General features: G+C 38.1%; 23 protein-coding genes. 9 read left to right on the top strand and 14 right to left on the bottom strand.

What is annotated here, in order from left to right:
* Window positions 1–133: 133 nt before the first annotated feature.
* The 4 genes from AC6F34_RS07515 to AC6F34_RS07500 form a co-directional block, all read right to left on the bottom strand.
* On the bottom strand, window positions 134–595 hold the full coding sequence (locus AC6F34_RS07515) for an SRPBCC family protein (RefSeq protein ID WP_500770625.1): 462 nt from the start codon (window positions 593–595) through the stop codon (window positions 134–136).
* A 69-nt stretch (window positions 596–664) separates the two neighbouring features.
* Window positions 665–1,708, bottom strand: a complete 1,044-nt coding sequence (locus AC6F34_RS07510) for a PQQ-dependent sugar dehydrogenase (RefSeq protein ID WP_500770623.1) — start codon at window positions 1,706–1,708, stop codon at window positions 665–667.
* Between the two features lie 44 nt (window positions 1,709–1,752).
* A complete protein-coding gene (locus tag AC6F34_RS07505) occupies window positions 1,753–2,409 on the bottom strand; it encodes a DNA alkylation repair protein (RefSeq protein WP_500770621.1) in 657 nt (218 codons plus the stop codon).
* Complete coding sequence (locus AC6F34_RS07500; RefSeq protein ID WP_500770619.1) at window positions 2,402–2,869, bottom strand: 2-thiouracil desulfurase family protein; 468 nt, start codon at window positions 2,867–2,869, stop codon at window positions 2,402–2,404. The genes AC6F34_RS07505 and AC6F34_RS07500 overlap by 8 nt, the downstream gene beginning before the upstream one ends.
* Before the next feature lie 242 nt (window positions 2,870–3,111).
* On the opposite strand from AC6F34_RS07500, the gene AC6F34_RS07495 reads away from it, so the two are divergent.
* Window positions 3,112–4,461 carry a YjiH family protein gene (locus tag AC6F34_RS07495; protein ID WP_500770617.1) on the top strand — a complete coding sequence of 450 codons (1,350 nt, stop codon included), beginning with the start codon at window positions 3,112–3,114 and terminating at the stop codon, window positions 4,459–4,461.
* A 75-nt stretch (window positions 4,462–4,536) separates the two neighbouring features.
* Here the strand turns inward: AC6F34_RS07495 and AC6F34_RS07490 are convergent, their stop codons facing one another.
* Window positions 4,537–4,983 carry a hypothetical protein gene (locus AC6F34_RS07490; protein WP_500770615.1) on the bottom strand — a complete coding sequence of 149 codons (447 nt, stop codon included), beginning with the start codon at window positions 4,981–4,983 and terminating at the stop codon, window positions 4,537–4,539.
* Window positions 4,984–5,167: 184 nt separating this feature from the next.
* Between AC6F34_RS07490 and AC6F34_RS07485 the strand changes: the two genes are divergently transcribed.
* The 3 genes from AC6F34_RS07485 to AC6F34_RS07475 are packed head-to-tail and all read left to right on the top strand — an operon-like array spanning window position 5,168 to window position 6,624.
* Window positions 5,168–5,497, top strand: a complete 330-nt coding sequence (locus AC6F34_RS07485; RefSeq protein ID WP_500770613.1) for an ArsR/SmtB family transcription factor — start codon at window positions 5,168–5,170, stop codon at window positions 5,495–5,497.
* Between the two features lie 3 nt (window positions 5,498–5,500).
* Window positions 5,501–5,884, top strand: a complete 384-nt coding sequence (locus AC6F34_RS07480; protein ID WP_500770611.1) for an SRPBCC family protein — start codon at window positions 5,501–5,503, stop codon at window positions 5,882–5,884.
* Between the two features lie 29 nt (window positions 5,885–5,913).
* Window positions 5,914–6,624 carry an FAD-dependent oxidoreductase gene (locus AC6F34_RS07475; protein WP_500770609.1) on the top strand — a complete coding sequence of 237 codons (711 nt, stop codon included), beginning with the start codon at window positions 5,914–5,916 and terminating at the stop codon, window positions 6,622–6,624.
* Window positions 6,625–6,683: 59 nt separating this feature from the next.
* Here the strand turns inward: AC6F34_RS07475 and ybaK are convergent, their stop codons facing one another.
* The 6 genes from ybaK to nagA all read right to left on the bottom strand — a co-directional run bounded on the left by ybaK (window position 6,684) and on the right by nagA (window position 12,551).
* Window positions 6,684–7,160 (bottom strand): Cys-tRNA(Pro) deacylase, encoded by a 477-nt coding sequence (ybaK, locus tag AC6F34_RS07470; RefSeq protein ID WP_500770967.1) that lies wholly within the window; start codon window positions 7,158–7,160, stop codon window positions 6,684–6,686.
* 33 nt (window positions 7,161–7,193) lie between these two features.
* On the bottom strand, window positions 7,194–8,861 hold the full coding sequence (locus AC6F34_RS07465; RefSeq protein ID WP_500770607.1) for a glycoside hydrolase family 13 protein: 1,668 nt from the start codon (window positions 8,859–8,861) through the stop codon (window positions 7,194–7,196).
* 74 nt (window positions 8,862–8,935) lie between these two features.
* Window positions 8,936–9,826, bottom strand: a complete 891-nt coding sequence (locus AC6F34_RS07460) for an NAD(P)/FAD-dependent oxidoreductase (protein WP_500770605.1) — start codon at window positions 9,824–9,826, stop codon at window positions 8,936–8,938.
* A gap of 73 nt (window positions 9,827–9,899) precedes the next feature.
* Window positions 9,900–10,628 (bottom strand): GntR family transcriptional regulator, encoded by a 729-nt coding sequence (locus AC6F34_RS07455; RefSeq protein ID WP_500770603.1) that lies wholly within the window; start codon window positions 10,626–10,628, stop codon window positions 9,900–9,902.
* On the bottom strand, window positions 10,618–11,385 hold the full coding sequence (gene nagB / locus AC6F34_RS07450) for a glucosamine-6-phosphate deaminase (protein WP_500770601.1): 768 nt from the start codon (window positions 11,383–11,385) through the stop codon (window positions 10,618–10,620). Before nagB ends, AC6F34_RS07455 begins: the two co-directional genes overlap by 11 nt.
* Window positions 11,382–12,551: an N-acetylglucosamine-6-phosphate deacetylase gene (nagA, locus tag AC6F34_RS07445; protein ID WP_500770599.1), complete on the bottom strand. Its 1,170-nt coding sequence runs from the start codon at window positions 12,549–12,551 to the stop codon at window positions 11,382–11,384. The genes nagB and nagA overlap by 4 nt, the downstream gene beginning before the upstream one ends.
* A gap of 229 nt (window positions 12,552–12,780) precedes the next feature.
* On the opposite strand from nagA, the gene AC6F34_RS07440 reads away from it, so the two are divergent.
* Window positions 12,781–13,623, top strand: a complete 843-nt coding sequence (locus AC6F34_RS07440; RefSeq protein ID WP_500770597.1) for a DUF2935 domain-containing protein — start codon at window positions 12,781–12,783, stop codon at window positions 13,621–13,623.
* Window positions 13,624–13,767: 144 nt separating this feature from the next.
* Here the strand turns inward: AC6F34_RS07440 and AC6F34_RS07435 are convergent, their stop codons facing one another.
* The 3 genes from AC6F34_RS07435 to AC6F34_RS07425 form a co-directional block, all read right to left on the bottom strand.
* Window positions 13,768–14,883 (bottom strand): MFS transporter, encoded by a 1,116-nt coding sequence (locus AC6F34_RS07435; RefSeq protein ID WP_500770595.1) that lies wholly within the window; start codon window positions 14,881–14,883, stop codon window positions 13,768–13,770.
* Window positions 14,884–14,960: 77 nt separating this feature from the next.
* Window positions 14,961–15,482, bottom strand: a complete 522-nt coding sequence (locus AC6F34_RS07430) for a TetR/AcrR family transcriptional regulator (RefSeq protein ID WP_500770593.1) — start codon at window positions 15,480–15,482, stop codon at window positions 14,961–14,963.
* A 143-nt stretch (window positions 15,483–15,625) separates the two neighbouring features.
* Window positions 15,626–16,396 (bottom strand): SDR family NAD(P)-dependent oxidoreductase, encoded by a 771-nt coding sequence (locus AC6F34_RS07425; protein ID WP_500770591.1) that lies wholly within the window; start codon window positions 16,394–16,396, stop codon window positions 15,626–15,628.
* Window positions 16,397–16,575: 179 nt separating this feature from the next.
* On the opposite strand from AC6F34_RS07425, the gene AC6F34_RS07420 reads away from it, so the two are divergent.
* The 4 genes from AC6F34_RS07420 to AC6F34_RS07405 all read left to right on the top strand — a co-directional run bounded on the left by AC6F34_RS07420 (window position 16,576) and on the right by AC6F34_RS07405 (window position 20,930).
* Entirely contained in the window at window positions 16,576–17,751 is a 1,176-nt protein-coding gene (locus AC6F34_RS07420) for an MFS transporter (protein ID WP_500770589.1), read from the top strand.
* Window positions 17,752–17,969: 218 nt separating this feature from the next.
* A complete protein-coding gene (locus AC6F34_RS07415; RefSeq protein WP_500770587.1) occupies window positions 17,970–19,172 on the top strand; it encodes an NAD(P)/FAD-dependent oxidoreductase in 1,203 nt (400 codons plus the stop codon).
* 66 nt (window positions 19,173–19,238) lie between these two features.
* Entirely contained in the window at window positions 19,239–19,925 is a 687-nt protein-coding gene (locus AC6F34_RS07410) for a response regulator transcription factor (RefSeq protein WP_500770585.1), read from the top strand.
* Window positions 19,926–19,928: 3 nt separating this feature from the next.
* The gene (locus tag AC6F34_RS07405) at window positions 19,929–20,930 is read left to right on the top strand and encodes a sensor histidine kinase (protein ID WP_500770583.1); all 1,002 of its coding nucleotides are present in this window, start codon (window positions 19,929–19,931) and stop codon (window positions 20,928–20,930) included.
* Window positions 20,931–21,010: the final 80 nt, after the last annotated feature.

Genomic DNA, 21,010 nt, shown 5'->3' with positions numbered 1-21,010 from the left:
CCATATAACAACTTCCACTCTCAAGAACAGTCTGGGGGTTTCAACTATTAATAAGTCCTCTAAACAAATGTAGACAAAGTCGGAGGTCGACTTTGTCCACAATCTCAAACGAGCGATGCTTAATCGCTCGTTTTCATTTTTTTTCTGATTCCTCTTCTTCTTTTGGCTCGAACATTTCTTTCAAATATGTGAGCTGGTTGCCATCTTCACGTTTTATCATTTTGACTAAGATCGGCTTTGTTAACCGCATTTTAAGTCCAGTTGTTTTTAGTGATGCTTCTAGCTCGACTTGCGTGCCTTCTTCGACCTCGGAAAATATATACTTATATTCCGTCGTCATCCCGTTAGAGGTTGTGCTTGTCGTAAATGTCTTTCCAGCTTCAAAGTCTGCAATTTCAATAACCGCTTCTACTTCTCTACCCGCAATTCGTCTCGTCTCTAAAAACTCTGTCCCTTTTCTAATTTCGCCTGCAGTTAACTTTTCTCGCTTCAAAACGTTTGGCATAATCTCGTGAACATTTTCCATTGAAATTACATATTGAAATATTTCTTCTATCGGTTTATCTATCACTACACTCGTATGAAAATCAGCCATGGTCCACCTCTAACACATATTATTAGAACCATTATAGCTTATTGGTATAGGAGAAAAAAGCAAAGTCTTTTAATCAGATAAGCTCACCTTATATAAACGATCATCTTCATCCGCTGGTGAGCCTCTGCCGTCTGTGTTGTTTGAAATAAAGTAAAGCGTTCCATCATCAATAAGAACATCCCTCACACGTCCAACATCAGTAATAAATGGGGTAACAGTTTGCTCCGCAAGGTTAACCTGCAATACTGCCTCACCTCTTAATGCGGCAACATACAAATGCCCATTCGCATAGGCTATTCCTGAAGGCGCCCACGTCTCATCCGTTCCAGAAGTAAAGAGTGGACTATGCATGCCGCTTTGTTCCTCATCTCCAACAATTACTGGCCAACCATAGTTCTCTCCTGCCTCAATTCGATTAACCTCATCATTGGCTGACGGGCCATGCTCACTCGCATACATCTCTCCGGTTTCTGTCCATATGAGACCTTGTGGATTACGATGTCCACTACTGTAAACGTACGAGTCAGAGTATGGATTGTCAGCTGGAATGCTACCATCTAAATTCATTCGTAGAATCTTTCCTCCTAGTGAATCTAGATCCTGAGCAATATCAGGGTCGGCCGCATCGCCTGTTGTCACATAAAGCATCTCATCGCCTAATGCAAGGCGCCCCCCGTGATGAACATTTCCACTAGGGATCTCGTCCAATAGTAGTCCATCCTCTTCCCACATCTCGCCATCAAAATAAAGTGTTACCACCCGATTATATCGCCCTTGATCTTCATATGTATAATACGCATATGCTTTCTGAGTTGTTGCAAAATCAGGTGAAAGAACAAACCCTAATAACCCTGCTTCAGATGCGGTGGATAGCGTTTTTTCTAGCTGCACTTCATAACGCGTCTTCACTCCGTCTTCAATCTTCACAATGCTTCCTTCACGTTCAGAAATGTAAAAAACATCGTCGATCTTTGCAATTGACCAAGGCGCTTGTAATCCTTCAGCAAGCACTTCCCTATTTACATCATTGTTGGTATCTTCCACTTGCTCCGGTTCGTCAGAGCACCCTGTTAACAGAAACAACACTAAAATCAAAAATAAATACTTCTTCATAGTGCACCCTCCTCATTCAACAACTTTTCCCTTCACAGCAGGCATCAAACATATTTGCTTCCTTCTCTAATGCTTAGCTTTGCAAGTGGCGTCCTGTTGATAAAAGCTTTAACTGATGCTGGGTTTGTTTTTGAATATTCACGAAGTGCCCAACCAATTGCTTTTTGGATAAAGAACTCTTTATCATCTTTATTCTGCTCAATCCAACGATAAAGTCGTTCTTCATCTGTTTGATCTTTCTCCTTTAGCTGGACAAGAATCGCAGATCGTCTTAGCCACATGTTATCATGAATAGCCCAATCATCAAGCTCTTCAGTGATCAACTCTGGATTCTTGTTTACAAGAAATGCTAATGAGTTCGGTGAGATAGAATCAATAGTATCCCACCAGGACTTTGTCGTAAGCAACTTCTTTAATAAGTGTATATCAGTTTTTACGAGCTCTCCCTGCTTCCTAGAAAGATAACCGATTGCTGCGTATTGATATTCCCTTTCAGATTGAAACCACAACTCTTCAACAAAAGATCGATCAAGTTCTCTTTTTAAAAAACCCGTTTCTTTATAAAATTGTTTTAAAAGCTCTCTTCTCTCTGGTGTCCTAATCCCGAGAAAAGCAAACTGATTTTTCATGTATTTCTCCATACTAATTCTGTTTTCTTCATTCGAATGTTGACTCATGCACTTTTTTAAGGCTTCAATCATCTATTTCTACACCTTTTATGATGTCTAAATCGGACAACACACGAATACCATTTCTCCGTAGCAAAGCTGCTGTTACGCCATGCCCCTTCACTTTTTCCCCAGTAAATTTTCCATTATAAATAAATGCACTTCCACAAGATGGACTATTCTCTTTCAGTACGACAGTAGTCGCACCTAATTTTTGGACAATCTTTAACGTTTCTTCAGCACCTTTAATGAATTGCAAACTAACATTTTCACCAGCTTTATTTATGACAAAAGCCGTTCCATCTAAAACATCATCCCCTGTACCACCGATGATTTCAGCTGGTTCTCTAGGTGTTAATAGCCCTCCTAACATTTCAGGGCAAGCTGTTCTTACTTCTTGGTTTTGTAACCATGCCTGCAAGTCATCCGTTAAACAGTCTTGTCCGTCATATCTCACCTTCATTCCCGCTAAACATGAACTAACTAAGATCATGCAAACTCCCCCTAAAAGTTAATTGATTTCAAGATCCCTTTTTAATAAGGAAACACCCGCTCTCCCTTTTTCTAATTACGTTTATAATAACATAACTATTAAACATTTATTGGAAATCGTAATTTTAGGTTTAATGTGACGGTAAACAGTGGAAATTAGGAGAAAAGAGTTGGCAAAACAAGGAGTATGCATTAAAATTAATTTTTGTTAATAAATATGTAAGGTTGAAGGTGAAGTTTACAATGCAATCGAATCAATTTAAATCAACGGATATCCTAAAGTTTATTATTCCTTCTCTAATAGGAATGGGACTATTTATGATTCCGTTCAAATACAACGATGTTATCACTATTCCAATCGCTATACTCTCTAATTGGATACAAGCCTTATTAGAGGACTTCTTGCCAGCAATTATGATGGTAATTATCCTGCTCACATTGATAGGGACGATCGTGACAAAGTTCTTGCGCCCAACTGTTATTAGAAGCAGTCCATTTTTCACAAACTTATTCAATGTGACACCTTTTTGGTTTGTGACACGAATTTTTGCTGGTATTTTTGCAGTTATGGTTTTTTTCAAAATTGGACCAGTCCATATTCATTCTGAAGACACTGGTGGGCTACTTTTATATGATCTACTGCCCGTTCTATTCTCTGTTTTTTTATTTGCAGGGTTATTCCTGCCATTGCTATTGAATTTTGGTTTGCTTGAATTTTTTAGTGCATTATTATCAAAGATTATGCGTCCATTATTTAAATTACCTGGACGCTCGTCTATTGATGCAACTGCATCATGGCTAGGTGATGGTACGATTGCTGTTCTCTTAACAAGCAAGCAATACGAAGATGGATTTTACACCAAAAAAGAAGCGGCGATTGTAGGCACAAGCTTTTCAATTGTTTCCATTACATTCACTCTCGTCATCATCGCTCAAGTTGGGCTACAAAACATGTTCGTCCCGTTTTATTTAACAATAACTGCAGCAGGTCTAATTGCTGCGATTATTATGCCAAGAATCCCACCGTTATCAAGAAAGCCGGATACGTATATTGATGGAAGGCCAGCAGTTAAGGATGAATCAACACCAAGCGGATATACACCAATCAGCTGGGGATACACGCAGGCTGTAGAAAGAGCAAAAAAGAATACCAGTGTCTCAGAGTTTATCAAAGATGGCGTTAAGAACATTCTAGATATGTGGATGGGTGTTGCACCGATTGTTATGGCACTAGGTACGATCGCATTGATTATCGCTGAATATACTTCATTCTTTAAAATTATTGGAATGCCGTTTATTCCTTTATTAGAAATCATGCAAGTACCGGAAGCTCGAGCGGCTTCTGAAACTGTACTTGTTGGGTTTGCCGATATGTTTTTACCATCGATTATCGGTAGTGGTATTGAAAGTGAAATGACACGTTTCATTGTTGCAGCATTATCAATCACGCAATTGATTTATATGTCTGAGGTTGGGGCCGTGTTATTAGGTTCGAAAATACCAGTCAATGTAAAAGACCTTATCTTTATTTTCCTATTACGTACAATCATTACATTGCCAATCATTGTACTATGTGCACATATTATTTTCTAAAAAGCAAAGATACTCTGCATGATCTTTTAAAAAAATGCTTAGAGGAATTTTCCCTCTAAGCGTTTTTTGATGCAATTAGAAACATTGGAAAGAACGGATGCGATTCAAGTCCGTACCATAATACGTCCAGCGAAAACGTCTCCAGCGCCAACCAGCCACTGAATGTCTACCAACAAAAGTAGGGTAGAACCAGAAGCTATTGCCATTATTCAACCAAATATACGTATTTCTAAACAAACATCTTCGAATTGCCCCAGAGTCAACTGCAAAAGTAGATGCTCCAGATCCGCTAAACTGCTGTTGCATTTGTGGGGTAAAAGACGGTGGAGGTGAAGATGGTGGGCCGTCACTTCCTGGGCCTGGTGGATTTCCTGGTGCACCCGGTCCACCGTGTCCTGGACCTTCTCCTGGAGGTGGGCCAAATGGTGGGCCGAAAGGCGGAAACCCTCCTCCTCCTCCTGGAAATGATCGACTATTATCAAATGCATTATAAAAAGGGAAAGGATATTCGTGATTATTCATACATATTACTCCTCTCATCTAGGCTTTCTATGTAATGTATGCAAACCGCCTAGAGATGTGATTGTCTAAGATAAGATTCAATGTAGAAGTTTAAAAAAACACGGTTGACAAGACACCGATCAGTGTCACATAATTAAGACACTAATCGGTGTCTTTTTATCTGTTCTTTTGAAAAGGAGGAATTATGAATAACGGAAATAACGCACTTCAAGAACGAGATGTATTTGTAGCAATTGCTGATCCTACACGGAGACAAATTGTTAAGCTTTTAGCACTTACTGATGAGTTGCCGCTACATCAACTATCCCCTCATTTTGAGATGGGAAGAACGGCTGTTACAAAACACTTACAAATTTTATTCGAGGCAAACTTAGTAACAAAACGGAAAATTGGGAGAGAAACAAGATACAAATTAAACGCTGCACCCTTACAGGAAGTGTCTGATTGGATTTCCTTTTATGAGCAATTTTGGACTGAGAAAGGTTTATTACTTAAAAATATATTGGAGGAATAGACAATGGCAAATGTATCACTAGATTTTCAATTTAAAAGTTCAATTGATAAAGTATGGGATGCTTTAACACACTCAGAAACACTCGCAAAATGGGTAATGGAAAATAACTTTAAACCGATTGTCGGGTACAAATGTCAATTCCATAATAAAAAAATCGGCCTAGTTGTTAATAGTGAAGTATTGATCGTAGATAAGCCTTCTAAACTATCTTACACATGGGTAGGTGGACCGATTGATACGATCGTCACATGGACGCTAAAGCAAGAAGGAGACGTCACTTATCTGCATTTAGAGCAAACTGGATTTGAAGAAGAGAATCAAGCATTTTTCGGTGCGAAATATGGCTGGACAAGTATGATCGAAACATTAACTACTCAATTAATTTAAAGAAATCAGGAAGAATAAAGGAGAAAGTAATGAGCTTTTTAAAAGATACTTTATCAATATTTAAGAAAACTGAATTAACCTTATTAGAGAAGAATGAAGGGCCAAATGGCATTTATACCTTTTACTTTGAAAAGCCAGAAAAGGTCGATTGGAAGGCAGGGCAACATGGATTATTTAAACTAACACATAAAAAAGTTAAAGATGCCATACGCCCATTTTCGATTGCTTCTTCACCAGCAGAGAACTTTATTACAATAACGACAGCTATCACTGAGCAGCCTAGTGAATATAAACAAGCATTGTTAACATTAGAAGCAGGCATGAAAATGACGATGAGCGGTCCTGTCGGTTCATTTTATATAAAGGATGAGCGTCCAACGCTTTTCATTGCAGGTGGGATTGGAGTTACACCGTTTAGATCAATGTTAAAACAGATCGAAATGACAGATTTCTCCACTGAGGAAAAAATAAAGCTTCTTTATCTCGATGGAAAAGGAGACTTTATCTTTAAGGATGAATTTCTTGCTTTAAATAAAGACCGTATTGAAGTAGAGTTTATAAATGACAAATCGAGGTTATTAGAGGAAATAGATCACTTCACAAAGATTTATAACAACAATGGTAACTACTACATTGCAGGGTCAAAACCTTTTGTAAAGTTCGTAACTGACCATTTGTTAGGCAATGGGATTACAAAAGGAAACGTAAAGAAGGATGCCTTCTTTGGTTCCCTTAAATAGAAATTAAGCTAGAGATCCGTTATTCGAGTCACCTCAATTAACGGTTTTCTAGCTTCTTCTTAAAGGGTGAGATCGGCCAATTCCCCTTTGATCACATGAAGCAAGTCGGCAACTTCCAATTCAATCTGTGCGCCAATGCGCCCCGCACTTACGATGATCTTCTTCTTTTGCTCTGCCTCACTGGCAAGAACAGATGGAAACAGCTTTTTCATACCGATTGGAGAGCATCCACCGCGGATGTATCCTGTGATTTTTTGTAAGTCCTTTACAGGAATCATCTCGATCTTTTTTTCACCAACCGCTTTTGCCCCTTTTTTCAAATCCAATTCTGCGTCAACAGGAATCATAAACACATAGTAATGCTGTCCATTTCCTTTTGCTACAAGTGTTTTATAGACTGATTCAACGGACTTTCCAATTTTTCCCGCGACGGATACACCATCGACTTTTCCATCCATCGAATCATATGTGATAAATTCATAGTCGATTTTGTTTGAATCCAATATGCGCATTGCATTTGTTTTACTTGCCATAATTGCTCTCCTATGCAGACATTTTTGTTTATTGTATCATGTTTCTAATACGTAAACACGAGCCTCATAAGGTGTAAAAGTGGTTACATTTCCCTTAGTTGGGCCAACTTTTTTCCCATTCTGCAATACTAACTTTCCTTTTTCCATTAAGTGATATGTTTCGCAAGAAGCCTCATAACCTGATAAATTCGCTACAATTAACGCCGCATTCTGTGTTGTCGTTCGTGTATATGCGTATAATTGTGGGTGGTCTGGAAGGATCAGCTGGTAATCACCGTAAACGAACACTTCAGGAGCTTCTTTCCTTAATCGAATCATCTTTTTATAGAATGCAAGAATCGAATCATCTTTTTTGAGCTGATTTTGAACATTAATATGAGAATGATTGAAGTTAACCTTCATCCACGGCGCGCCAGTGGTAAACCCTCCATGCATATCATTTGACCATTGCATCGGTGTGCGACTATTATCACGAGAAGAAGCCCAGATAATCTTCATAATCTCCTGATGGTCTAGCCCTGCATTTTTTCTTTCTTCATATACATTTTTACTCGCAATATCATCGTAATCGTCAATATTCGCAAAAGCCGCATTCGTCATCCCAATTTCTTGCCCTTGATAAATAAACGGGGTACCTTGCATGAAGAAATACATCGTTGCTAAAGCAGTTGCACTTTTTAACCAATAATCACCATCATCACCCCATGTTGAGACAATACGGGGTTTATCATGATTTTCGAGAAATAAAGCATTCCAGCCTTTATCCTTTAAGCCTACTTGCCACCGCGATAAAACCCTCTTCAATTCAACTATATCTAGGACAGGGCGCTTCTCGACATCCCATAACCCTAAATGCTCAAACTGAAAGATCATATTCATTTTTCCATTCTTCTTGCCAACCCATCGCTCGGCATCTTTTACATCAACACCATTTGCTTCACCAACTGTCACAACATCGTACCGACCATACGTATTCTCCTTCAGTTCATGCAATAAAAGGTGGATACCTTCTTGATTCATATGCATTGGAAAAGATGAGACATAGGGGAGTCCATCTGGGTTTGGTAAATCAGGCAATCCTTTACGCTTTTTTATATGACTAATAGCATCGATACGGAATCCATCAATGCCTTTTTCTAACCACCAATTTACCGTTTTATATAAGGCTTGTCGTACTTCTTTAATTCCCCAATTCAAATCTGGCTGTTTTTTCGAGAATAGATGCAAATAATATTGGCCCGAATTGTCATCATACGCCCACGCAGAGCCACCAAATATGCTTTCCCAATTATTCGGCTCTTTGCCCTCTTTTCCATCGCGCCAAATATACCAATCTCGTTTTGGACTGTCCTTAGCGCTTCTCGATTCAATAAACCAAGGATGCTCATCACTTGTGTGGTTTAGAACTAAATCTAATATCAACTTCATATCTCGTGCATGTATTTCTTTTAGGAGCTGATCAAAGTCTTCCATCGTTCCGAAATCAGACTTCACAGACGTATAATCAGAGATATCGTATCCATTATCGTCATTTGGTGATTCATACATAGGACAAATCCATATAATGTCAACACCTAGCTCCTTTAAGTAATCTAACCTGCTTATGATTCCTTGAATATCTCCAATGCCATCTCCATTCGAATCTTGGAAACTACGAGGATAAATTTGATATCCAATTGCTTCCTTCCACCACACCCGCTTCATAGCCGCACCCCACCCACACTCTTTGTCAACTTTCATCATACATTCTGTCATCATGTACAAAATCCCTTTTAAGCTTACGAAAGAAGAGATTTGTGAATCCAGATTGCTGCCTGTGTGCCGTCCCCCATCGCAATTGACACTTGCTCCGAATGAGCAAGAACATCTCCAGCCGCCCAAACATGCTCTACATTCGTCATCTTCGTTCGTGGATCGACGAGAATATGATTGTTTTCCAATCGTTCCACACCAATCTGCTGGGCTAAATCTGATTTCACTTTATTTCCACCAAAAGCGAGAAACCCTCGGTCTGCTTCTATGTCTGCTTCTGAAGCAAGCTTCACCCCTCGAAAACAACTTCCATCCGCTAAGATGTGTACAATTGGTTCTACTATTGTTGAAATGCCTTTTTGCTGTAATTGTTCCATATATTTTAGAGATATTTCCTTTTGCTCATGATTCACATAGATCAGCTCATTCGTCCATGAAGACAGCGTTAACGCCATTTTTGCTCCGACATCTCCTGATCCCATGATAATCGTTCTTTTTTGATGAACTTCATATCCATCACAGTCTGGACAAATGTACACAGTGATCCCAAGGCAAGGTTTTAAGTTTGCAAAAGGTGGAATGCGGTCCATCACCCCTGTAGCTAATAATAATCTTTTCCCTTCATAAACATGATTTTGTTCAGTTGTCACTTGAAAACATTTCTGAAGCTTTTCGACTTTCACAGCTTTGTCACGCTTAAAGTGAACCCCAACTTGAAGTGCTTGTTTCTCACCCTTTTCTCTTAAATATTGGCCGCTAACTCCTTCAGGATAGCCCAATAAATTATGGTAGCTATGACAAATCGTTGAACGACCATCCGCACGATCAATGACTAGCACTTGATGCATATATCTTCCTAACATAATCGAAGCTTGTAACCCAGCAATTCCACCACCAATAATGACACAGTCATACATATAGACCCTCCTATTCTATATGCATTAGCGTCTCAAACATCTACATTTATATCCACGAAAATAATGAAATTCCTCATTCATCATCGATTTCAATTATGAACTTATATCGATCACCACGATAAACCGATTTTACAAACTCAAATGGTGTTCCGTCTTGAAAAAGCCCTTGTCGTTCAACGAGCAAAACAGGTGCTCCCTTTTCAACTTGCAACAACTGTGCCTCCATATCGATTACGATTGCAGCTTCTATCGTTTGTTTTGCATGCACGATCTTCTTTCCAAGCAGTTTTCCAGCATATTCATACAAAGATTTTTTCACTAAATCTTTTGTTAAAGGAGGATCAAAAATATCAGGGACGTAAGATGTTTCGTAAGCAATCGGCGAACCATCCGCTAAGCGCACTCTTTTTATCTCAAAAACACTTGCCCCATTTTTAACTTTTAATGCCTTCGCGATTTTTTCACTTGCGTAAGTAGTTTTAAAAGATAAAAGCTTGCTTTCTGGATGTAGCCCTCTTCGTTTCATATCCTCAGTAAAACTTGTTAACTGATGCAAGGATTGTTCAAGCTTCTTATTCGCAACAAAAGTTCCCTTTCCTTGTAGGCGTGTAATATAGCCTTCGTGTACAAGCGTTGTGAAGGCCTGTCTAACAGTCATCCTGCTCATTTGAAATTTTTTAGCATATACTCTTTCAGGCAAAAGCGCATCTCCCGCTTTAAGAGTCCCATCTTCAATCTCCTTCTTAATCGCTTCAGCTAATTGATGATAAATGGGTATAGGTGATTTTTTATCAATTTGCATAGTCATCAAACCCTTTCGTCTTACTCGTATATACATTACTTCCAATCGCGGAATCATCTGAGATGATTGTTACATCTGGATGAGTACGCAATACGGATGCGGGAAAACATTCATCCATCTCTCCATTTAGTAATCTATATAGAGCATCCTGCTTTTCTTTCCCTGAAACTAAGAGCAAGATTCTCCGGCTTCTCATGATCGTCTTAATGCCCATCGTGATTGCTTTCTCTGGAACTTCTTCATAGCTATTGAAGAGGCGCGCATTCGCCTTTCTTGTTGTATCTGCTAGCGTGACAACATGCGTTGTCGAGTTAAAAGAAGTTCCTGGCTCATTAAAACCAATATGGCCGTTGCGGCCAATCCCTAATATTTGCAAATCAATCCCGCCGCAGGCTTCAATCATCGTTTCATATTTCTTACACTCTGCTTCAATGGAAAGGGCATCACCTTGTGGGATAAAAGTTGATTCAAGCGGGATATCTATATGATGGAGGAAATGGTGCTTCATGTAATAACGATAGCTAGATCGATGATGTAAAGATACTCCAACGTATTCATCCAAATTAAAGGTCTTTACAAAGCGATAGCTTGTGCCATTTTTGTTATGATCTTCAATCAACTGTTGATACATGCCTTCTGGCGTACTTCCAGTGGCTAACCCTAAAACTAGCTTTTGATTGTTTTGCAGTTGGTTACACACAATTTTAGCTGCACGATCACTTAACTCAGCGTAGTCCTTAACTCTTATAAGATTCACCTTCTTCCCTCCCTAATATAGGCGATTTCTCCTTCACATAAAGTCATCACTACATGATAATTCTCATCTAATATGACTAGATCTGCATCTTTTCCAACAGCTAAACTTCCTTTTCTGCTTTCAATTTTCAATCGTTTTGCCGCATTAGTTGATGTCATTTGAATGGCCTCCTCAATAGAGCAGCTAGTCATTTGCATGAGTTGGCGAAATGCTCCATCAAAAGGGAGGATACTTCCTGCCAATGTACCATTTTTAAGCATTGCTTTTCTGCCATCCACATTGATCTCTTGACCTCCTAATGTGTACCTTCCTACAGGTAATCCTTTCGCCTGAATTCCATCTGTGATAGCAATAAGTCCGCCTTTCCCTTTCATTTGATAAGCCAAGCGAACCATATCCTCATGTACATGTATACCGTCTGTAATAATTTCTGCCGTTATGTCTTGGTCCATTAAAACCATCCCTACTGTACCTGGTTCACGATGATGCATGCCTCGCATTTGATTATACAAATGAGTGGCATGTGAAAGCCCAAGCTGCTTTGCTTTTTTCATTTCTTTTAAAGTTGCATCAGTATGCCCTGCGGAAACAACGATGTTCTCTCGATGTAAGAAACGTATTAGGTCATCACTATTCATGAGTTCTGGAGCCAGTGTAACTAATTTTACTTCACCCTGTGCAGCATTTACCCATCTTTCAATTAAGCTTACATCTGGTTCGATAATTGATTGGAGTGGCTGAGCACCACTTTTTGATGGGTTAATAAAAGGCCCTTCCAAATGGATACCTAACACTTGCGCCCCTGTTGTCTTTTGTTTCTTAAAAGAGTTGACAGCGGATATTGCAGCTTCAATTGCATGAGGTGATTGAGTCATCGTCGTAGCAAGAAAGCTAGTCGTACCTTCCCGCGGTAAATACAGAGCCATTTCACGGATGGATTTTTCACTACCGTCCATTACATCATAGCCATTTGCCCCGTGAATATGGAGATCGATAAATCCAGGAATCGCCTTATAACTTGAAGGAAATGTATAGGTCAACGCATCTATTGGTATATGCTGATCATGACCTACTTCCGTAATTGTACCGTCTTGTATATAGACTGTTCCATTCTCTTTAATCCCATTTTCATGATAAATAGTCATTCCGTTCAGATAAATCTTCATCTAAATTGACAACTCCTTTAGGAAAAGATTAACACCCATTAGGTATAGATGTATAGACCAATATCTCTATCATTTTTCGACAAAGACAGATGTCTACTACTTAGGAACATTGATTGCTTTACGTATCAATAACGTCTATTCATAAATCAGTAATTTTGCTTTATGGCATATTCGAATGAAGGCATAAGTATATATAGAGTAAAAGTGTTTTTCCGGGGGAGGTTTTTAAATGAATGGGGATGATATAACTCTACATCCAGATACAGGTGTAACATCTGTATTATTTGTTGAGCGCTCTTTAAATGAAATTCGTTTTTGGGCGAGGATCATGAAAGAACATTCTTTATTTCTTCGATTAGGTTTTAGAGCAGAAGATACTCAATTAATTCAAGAAGCTAATCAGTTTTATCGCTTATTTGAACACATCGAACAAACTGCACATTCTTTCAACAATCAAACAGACCCTGAACAAATAAGAAGGTTTAATTCAGAGGTACAACAAGCTGCAACGAATATTTATGCATTCAAAAGAAAGGTACTAGGATTGATTCTCACATGCAAATTGCCAGGGGCAAATAATTTTCCTCTTTTAGTTGATCACACAAGCAGGGAAGCGAATTATTTTAGAAAAAGATTAATTGAATTAAATGAAGGGAAATTACAATCGTTACCTGATGCGATTATTAAAGAAAATGTCTTCTTCTTAAGAATTATGGCAGACCATGCCAAGTTTATTGGTCATCTTCTTGATCCGTCTGAAAGAAAGCTAGTTGATGTAGCACGGGATTTCAGCAATGATTTTGATCAATTACTGTACCAAGCCAAGGACTTAGAATCTATGAAGCCACAATCTCAAACAGAACCACTTTTAGATCAATTCCTTGATCAAAATCGGGTTTCAGTCACATCGCTTAGAGACTTTAAGAAAACAGCCCGTGATTTAATTGAACAATGTAAAATAAAGAGCATCATTCATCCTCTATTAGCAGACCATGTTTTCCGGGAAGCCGATAGGTTCCTTGAAATCATTGATATGTTTGACGCACATCTTACAGGCGGTAATAAACGATAAACTAATTCACCGTAAAGGTTAAAGAATCTCGATTAATAAAACATTTCAAATAAAAATCGAGCTGCAGTGGCAACTCGATTTTTATTAATCTCTTACAATATTGCGAAGAGTTGTACTTAAAGAAAAGCCCTAGGAAATAGAATATTAATTATCCTGTTCTTTAATAGGTACTAACAGTCCAGACAAGCAAACAGATGAATATAAAATAAAGCTAAAAGCATACGAAATAAAACGAAGCAATTCTCCACCCATTGCGGATCCTAGGGATTGCCCAATGCCTAACGCTAAAAAGGCTAAGCTAACTCCCATTGATGGCATTACCTTGAAGAGACGTGTCCCCCAAATAAGTAATATGCCTGTCATAAATATATACGACATACCAAATAAAATGGGTGAAAGATAAATAGTCATGAAATGAGGAATTGTAATGATAGCAATACCAATTGACATTACTATCAGGGTTATACGATAAGACAAAACGATACCGAACTTATTAATCATTCCACCAGCAATTCCTCCTAAAATCCCTGATACACCCATAAGGATCCAAAAGGAGACACTTTCTTCACTGCTCATCTTGTAATTGACTGATAAATAAGTTCGAGAAAATGTCCAATAAATAGATGAACCAAATCCAATGATTAAGGATGAGAATAGGAGAAACTTGGCTTTCTTAAATACGGAGATTTTGAAAATAATTTTTCCTGAAGTGGAGGTTTCTTCTAACGGAATACTAAAAGTGTTCCATATAAGTACAATTACTGCTATAAAAGCAAACAGAAGAAAAGCTACTCTCCACTGTTCAGCAAACAAAAGAGCAATGGGACCTGATAAAATTAGTCCGAAACTTGATCCGCTGTTAATCCAAGTATTGCCCTTGTTACTATCTTCCTTTCTTAAAGCGGTAGTGACAACTTGACTTAATGCTGGAGATGCCCAACCACTGCCTAGCCCTGCAACAAATGTACTACACACTAGAAGATAGAGTTCTTGAGAGGCTGCAATTCCCAGCAAACCGACAATAGCACTTAACCCAGCAAATTGAACCACTCTCTTTTCCCCAAATTTACTAACTAAATAGGATGAGGTTAGTAAGGCAAATGTATAGGCTATATAAGCAGCTGAACTTGCCATACCAGCTTCACTTTCTGTAATACCAATAGATGAAGAAATTTGTGGTAAAAACAAACCAAAACTAAATCTTGCGAATGCATAAGTTATACCAATCATAGCAATACCAGGTAATAAAATTCTCCACATTTTCTCATCTCCTTTTAGATAGAACGATCATTATATTATTTATTTAAAAAAAAGTAAACTTGTAATTAAATTTACTTTTAGAACAATTTGCTCACTGAGTATCGTAATTCCTTAGAAACTTCTTCAAAATCTTCTACTTCTGAAAGTGAAGTTGCACCTTCTAATAACATCGTTAATCGGATAGCTTGTTGGTTACTAAAATTTAGCTTCTCTAGAAAGCTTATTACTGACTTTTTATGTGTGATTACATATCGATTAATCTCATTTTCCTCAGATGGGTACTCTTCTTTTGCTCTTAAAAACATACACCCCTTTTTATGAATACGGATCCAATGGAGGTGTGCTTCAGCTAATGACAATGCATTCGTTTTTGAATCTTCCTGTTGTATGACTACTTCCTGCAAAAGGGTAAAATACCTTTCTTCCCGATACTTTAATACTTCTAATATTAATTCTTCTTTAGAATTAAAATGGTTATACATAGTCATTAAAGCCACATTTGCTTCATCTATCACCCTTTTAAGACCTACAGAATGAAAACCGTAATCATAAAATAACCGCTCTGCATGATCTATTAAATCTTGTCTCTTTTTACTCATTTTTCATCACCTTTAGATAGAATGGTCATTATATTATTTCATAAAAATCTGTGATTTTCAACCAATTGCTTTACTTTTAAAAGCCTTACTACGTATTTAATGTAGTAAGGCACTTATATTTTAAAAAACTGAATCTGCTGCATTTAGAAACCTTGAATGGTCATGCCACCATCTACGAAAAGTGTTTGTCCTGTTACGTAATTTCCAGCATCAGACGATAGAAAAATAGCAGGACCAACAAGCTCTTCGAGTTCCCCAATTCTCTTTAGTGGTGTTACATCTAAAATTTCTTTTACATATTGTTCATCTTGTAGCAACTTCTCTGTTAGTGGAGTCTTAAAGTACCAAGGACCAATCGAATTAACATTTATATTGTATTTACCCCACTCTAAAGCAAGAACTTTTGTCATCTGAATAAGTGCTGCTTTCGTTGCTGCATACACCACACCTGTTCGTAAGGCTACATGTCCAGCAACAGAGGAGATATTGATGATTTTTCCACCCCCCTGCCCTTTCATATACTTTCCAGCTTCTTGGGCAAACATAAACGATGCTTTTAAATTTGTATCCATGATTATCTGCCATTCTTCATCTGTTGCTTCTAACGCATTAGAACGAATATTCATACCGGCATTATTCACTAAAATGTCAATTTTCCCGGCCTGTTCAATGAGAGTCGTCATCGATGCTTGTACTTCAACGCGATTCGTTACATCACAGCATAAGATGTATGCTTTCTTACCTAACTCATTAATAATCTTTGCTGTCTTCACTAGGTCCGACTTTGTCCTTGCAACGATTGCTACATCTGCTCCCGCTTCTGCCATTCCAATCGCAATTGCTTGACCTATTCCTCTCCCAGCTCCAGTTATAAGAGCAACCTTGCCGTCTAAACGAAAAGATGGTAAATACATATTAACACCCCATTTTCTGTGTATTTCAATAACTCATTGTATAATCATTTCATTCTGCTGTAAATTGTGTTTTGTTTTTTCGTTCTATATAATCAAGATTGGTTACTTTCTTTTTTTCACAATTTTCCTTATCATTATAGTTAGTACCCGATACATAAACAAAATGGAGTGAGGAGCTCTTGAATCCAAAAAAAGCATTACCTATTCTATTTGCCATCATGTTTCTTGTTATGGTAGGATTTGGAATAATTATACCTGTTATGCCTTTTTATGCTGAAAGTGTTGGTGCTACACCAACTCAGCTTGGACTGTTAATGGCTACATACTCTGTCATGCAGTTTATCTTCGCCCCTATTTGGGGGAAGGTCTCAGATCGCATCGGACGAAAGCCCGTCATGATGATTGGGATATTAGGACTTAGCTTATCGTTTTTCCTACTTGGCTTTTCCACAGAATTATGGATGCTTTTTGTTGCAAGAATTGTTGGTGGCATCTTATCTGCAGCAAACATGCCCACCGTAATGGCTTACGTTGCAGATATCACATCTGATGAAGAACGTGGAAAAGGAATGGGAATTGTTGGGGCGGCAGTCGGTATGGGATTTGTCTTCGGACCAGCAATCGGTGGTATCTTCTCACGTGGCAGTTTAAGTACGCCTTTCTTTATAGCAGGCTTTTTCTCTTTGATTACTTTCGTTTTTGTAACACTTGTCTTAAAGGAATCTCTCTCGAAAGAGCAAAGAAATGATGCAAGAACAACTAAAACTTCTAGGTTTGCAGCTTTTACAGGACCAGCAGCCATTCTCTTTGTTTTACAATGGTTTGTGACATTATCATTAGCAGGTCTTGAAGCAACATTTGCTTACTTCTCAGCAGAAAAAGCGGGGCTAACTACTGTAGAACTAGGGTATATCTTTATGATTATGGGATTTGCTGGTGCTCTTGTTCAAGGAGGACTTGTTGGTAGACTAACGAAGAAGTTCGGGGAAGGTACTGTCATTCAGCTTGGAATCATTATTTCTGCCATTGGTTTCGCATTAATTTTAACAATTGATAGCTTTCTAACGGCTGCCATTTTCCTTTCTATTTTTGGCATTGGCAATGGACTGATACGCCCAAGTGTTTCTTCATTACTTACAAAGACATCGACCGCTGGACATGGAAGCACAACTGGATTGTTATCCTCCTTCGATTCACTTGGCAGAATCATAGGGCCACCACTTGGCGGTTATTTATTCACACTTTACGCTGGCCTACCATACATATCTGGAATCGTATTGTGCTTCATTATCTTTGCATTATTCCACTTCTATCGAAACAGTATTAAAAAACAAACCGTTCAGTTTAAAGCTTAAAAAAAGCACGGCATAGCCAGTGCTTTTTTGTTTCATTCGACAATACTGAACCTTATTCTATGTCCAGATTCAGGCGCCTTAAGCCAAAGAACTACAGCTTTCAGGATTTCTTGAGGTTCCCTTCTTATACTTGTCTCCCGTACTTTTTACTATCGATTGTTTCTTTTTAAAGACTTGTGGAAACGATAATGAAAAAGAATGCTTGGAGGATTCCAACGATGCATTTACATAAAGGCAATCTCTATTGGAGAACTACAGGAGAAGTACCTATTCATGTGAGTAAATGGAAGACTCATCATCATTACGATGTAGTCATTGTTGGGGGAGGTATGTCTGGAGCACTACTCTCTTATGCACTAGCAAAAGAAGGAGTGTCAATCGCCGTTATTGAACAACAATCCTTTGGAAGCGGAAGCACCATGGCAAGTACGGGATTGCTTCAATATTCGAATGATATTATGCTCTGTGAACTAATTAAACAGATTGGTAAAAAGAAAGCAGTGCGCTTCTATAAGTTATGTAAGGAAGCCATCTCGCAACTAGAACAAATTGCAGATACATTAGAAGTTGATACACAATTTACGAATCGTGATAGTTTTTATTTTGCAAGTGAACCTTCACATGTCAAAAGGCTAAAAAGAGAATATTCTGCTTTGACCAACAATGGTTTTGATGTCACTTTTTTACATAAAAACACCATTGAAAGCATGTTTCCTTTTTCAAAAGAAGCTGCCCTAATTATTTCAGGCGATGCTGAAGTGAACCCTTATTTATTGAATACCGGTATCTTTCATCAGTTGAGTGGACTGGAGAATGTTCACTTATTCAATTTCACAACCTTTATTGAATTAAAACAAAGGAATGACATCATAGATATTACAACCTCGCAAGGAGTGATACACGCAAAACATCTTGTATTTGCTACCGGATATACGAGCTCACCTTACTTAACAGGAAAACGATTTAACCGCAATCGCTCCTTTGCTATTGTGACGAAACCAGTTACTGATTTAACGACCTGGCATAAAAGGATGTTAATTTGGGAAACAAAACGACCATATCTCTATGCCAGAACAACAATGGATCATCGGATCATCGTTGGAGGACTTGATGAAGAATCACCCATGCTCGATCATCAGCCTGAATTTATTGAAATGAGAGCCGAGAAGCTGAGGCAAATGATTGAGCAGCTTTTTCCTGACATACAAATCGAGATTGAATATAGCTGGAGTGGCATCTTTGGAGAATCGATTGATGGTCTTCCCTACTTTGGAAAAAGCCCTACTGAGCATAATGTATACTATATGCTCGGTTATGGCGGTAACGGAACGATCTTCAATATGGTTGGTTCAAAGATTGTAACAGACCTCATCCTCAATAAAAGAAATGCTGATGTAAACATTGTTCAATTGAATCGTTGATTCGCAAATAGAAACAATTTCCTTTACAATAAGGACAAGTGATCAATGTAGGGGAAGGGAAAATAAATGTTTAAAATTCTTTTCATCGAGGATGACGTAACACTCTTTCAAGAAATTAAATCTCGATTAGAACAATGGGATTATGAAGTACACGGTGTACAAGATTTTTCAAATGTGATGTCTACCTTTTCTAGTATAAAACCATCTCTTGTCATCATTGATATCCAGCTCCCTAAATACGATGGCTTTCACTGGTGTAGGATGATTCGTACCCACTCAAACGTACCGATCATCTTTCTTTCCTCCCGTGACCATCCAACTGACATGGTGATGTCGATGCAATTAGGTGCAGATGACTTCGTCCAGAAACCGTTTCACTTTGATGTTCTCATTGCGAAGATACAAGCGATTCTTAGACGTGTCTATAATTACAGCATGGAGGAAGCCTCATTCAAAGCATGGATGAACGCAACGATCGATTACGATAAAGGCATCGTCAACAGACAAGGAAAAGCGATTGAATTAACGAAAAATGAACTGTATATTTTAAAGATTTTACTACAACATAAAAATAAAATTGTAACGAGAGACACTTTAATCAATCGGCTTTGGGATGATGAGCGTTTCATAAGCGACAACACGTTGACAGTGAATGTAAATAGGTTACGGAAAAAGCTAGAAGAAATCGACCTCGATAAACGAATTGAAACAAAAATTGGTCATGGATATGTATTGAAAGATGATGGTGAATAGGATATGCTGTCATACTTAATCGAAAAAGGCAGTTGGATTTTCTTTTTTATCTTCTGTCATACCAACCTTCTCTTTATCGGCTTTCTGGACCCAAACCTTTCTGTTAGTTCAGTATTGTACGTTATTTTACTGAACTCAATCTTATTCTTTTTGTTTTTATTTTATCGATATCATAAAGAAGCGACTTTTTATGCTCAGCTTAAGAATAGAGAAAATGACCTTGACGAAATGCCATCAATTCTAGCTACTCGACCATATGAAAAGATCATTAAAGATGCCATTCTTTTACAAAATGATTACTATAAGAAAAGAATCAACTTCCATCAAAGAACAATTGAACAAGAAAAAGATGAAATGCTAGCATGGATTCATGAAGTGAAGACACCTTTGACAACAATGAAATTAATGATTGAACAATTAAACCGTGAACAACGTGAAGCTTTCTCATATGAATGGCTTCGCATTCACTTATTGCTTGATCAACAACTCCATCAGAAGCGTATGTCCTTTATAGAAAATGACTTATACATAGAAGAAACGAATGTAGAAACCATTCTTATCCAAGAAATAAAAGGATTGCGTGGCTGGTGCGTTCAAAAAGGGATAGGTTTTGGTTTTGAATTATCAGCATATCATGTCCTGACAGACGCCAAATGGCTTTCCTTTATTTTGCGGCAGATTCTTTCAAATGCGATTAAATATAGCCATGATAGTGAGATCCTTATTCGAAGTGAGCTTCGAAATGGGAAAGTATGTCTGATTATACGTGATTTTGGAATTGGAATTACTAGACAAGACTTACCGAGAATCTTTGATAAAGGGTTTACGTCAACTAGCACACATGCGAATGAAGCTTCAACAGGAATGGGATTATATTTGGTCAAGAAAGCATTGGCACCACTCCATATTCAACTAGAACTTCATTCTACTTATGGAGAAGGTACCACGATTGAACTAACTTTTCCAGAAAAAAACGATTTTGATGAGTTCGCCACAAGCATGTGACAAAAGTGTCACATGTTCTTTTCGTTTTGTTCGTTCAATGGAAGGCAATCCAAAAACGACCCTCCTATAATTGAACTAGA

This window comes from Niallia sp. CD-39 (assembly GCF_059874745.1).
Note: the sequence above shows the minus strand (reverse complement) of the source record. Positions and strands in the feature narration are given on the sequence as shown.

Coding starts and splice junctions, on each gene's coding strand:
- AC6F34_RS07515 (WP_500770625.1), bottom strand. CDS start 595: ATGGCTGATTTTCATACGAGTGTAGTGATAGATAAACCGATAGAAGAA.
- AC6F34_RS07510 (WP_500770623.1), bottom strand. CDS start 1,708: ATGAAGAAGTATTTATTTTTGATTTTAGTGTTGTTTCTGTTAACAGGG.
- AC6F34_RS07505 (WP_500770621.1), bottom strand. CDS start 2,409: ATGATTGAAGCCTTAAAAAAGTGCATGAGTCAACATTCGAATGAAGAA.
- AC6F34_RS07500 (WP_500770619.1), bottom strand. CDS start 2,869: ATGATCTTAGTTAGTTCATGTTTAGCGGGAATGAAGGTGAGATATGAC.
- AC6F34_RS07495 (WP_500770617.1), top strand. CDS start 3,112: ATGCAATCGAATCAATTTAAATCAACGGATATCCTAAAGTTTATTATT.
- AC6F34_RS07490 (WP_500770615.1), bottom strand. CDS start 4,983: ATGAATAATCACGAATATCCTTTCCCTTTTTATAATGCATTTGATAAT.
- AC6F34_RS07485 (WP_500770613.1), top strand. CDS start 5,168: ATGAATAACGGAAATAACGCACTTCAAGAACGAGATGTATTTGTAGCA.
- AC6F34_RS07480 (WP_500770611.1), top strand. CDS start 5,501: ATGGCAAATGTATCACTAGATTTTCAATTTAAAAGTTCAATTGATAAA.
- AC6F34_RS07475 (WP_500770609.1), top strand. CDS start 5,914: ATGAGCTTTTTAAAAGATACTTTATCAATATTTAAGAAAACTGAATTA.
- AC6F34_RS07465 (WP_500770607.1), bottom strand. CDS start 8,861: ATGAAGCGGGTGTGGTGGAAGGAAGCAATTGGATATCAAATTTATCCT.
- AC6F34_RS07460 (WP_500770605.1), bottom strand. CDS start 9,826: ATGTATGACTGTGTCATTATTGGTGGTGGAATTGCTGGGTTACAAGCT.
- AC6F34_RS07455 (WP_500770603.1), bottom strand. CDS start 10,628: ATGCAAATTGATAAAAAATCACCTATACCCATTTATCATCAATTAGCT.
- nagA (WP_500770599.1), bottom strand. CDS start 12,551: ATGAAGATTTATCTGAACGGAATGACTATTTATCATGAAAATGGGATT.
- AC6F34_RS07440 (WP_500770597.1), top strand. CDS start 12,781: ATGAATGGGGATGATATAACTCTACATCCAGATACAGGTGTAACATCT.
- AC6F34_RS07435 (WP_500770595.1), bottom strand. CDS start 14,883: ATGTGGAGAATTTTATTACCTGGTATTGCTATGATTGGTATAACTTAT.
- AC6F34_RS07430 (WP_500770593.1), bottom strand. CDS start 15,482: ATGAGTAAAAAGAGACAAGATTTAATAGATCATGCAGAGCGGTTATTT.
- AC6F34_RS07425 (WP_500770591.1), bottom strand. CDS start 16,396: ATGTATTTACCATCTTTTCGTTTAGACGGCAAGGTTGCTCTTATAACT.
- AC6F34_RS07415 (WP_500770587.1), top strand. CDS start 17,970: ATGCATTTACATAAAGGCAATCTCTATTGGAGAACTACAGGAGAAGTA.
- AC6F34_RS07410 (WP_500770585.1), top strand. CDS start 19,239: ATGTTTAAAATTCTTTTCATCGAGGATGACGTAACACTCTTTCAAGAA.
- AC6F34_RS07405 (WP_500770583.1), top strand. CDS start 19,929: ATGCTGTCATACTTAATCGAAAAAGGCAGTTGGATTTTCTTTTTTATC.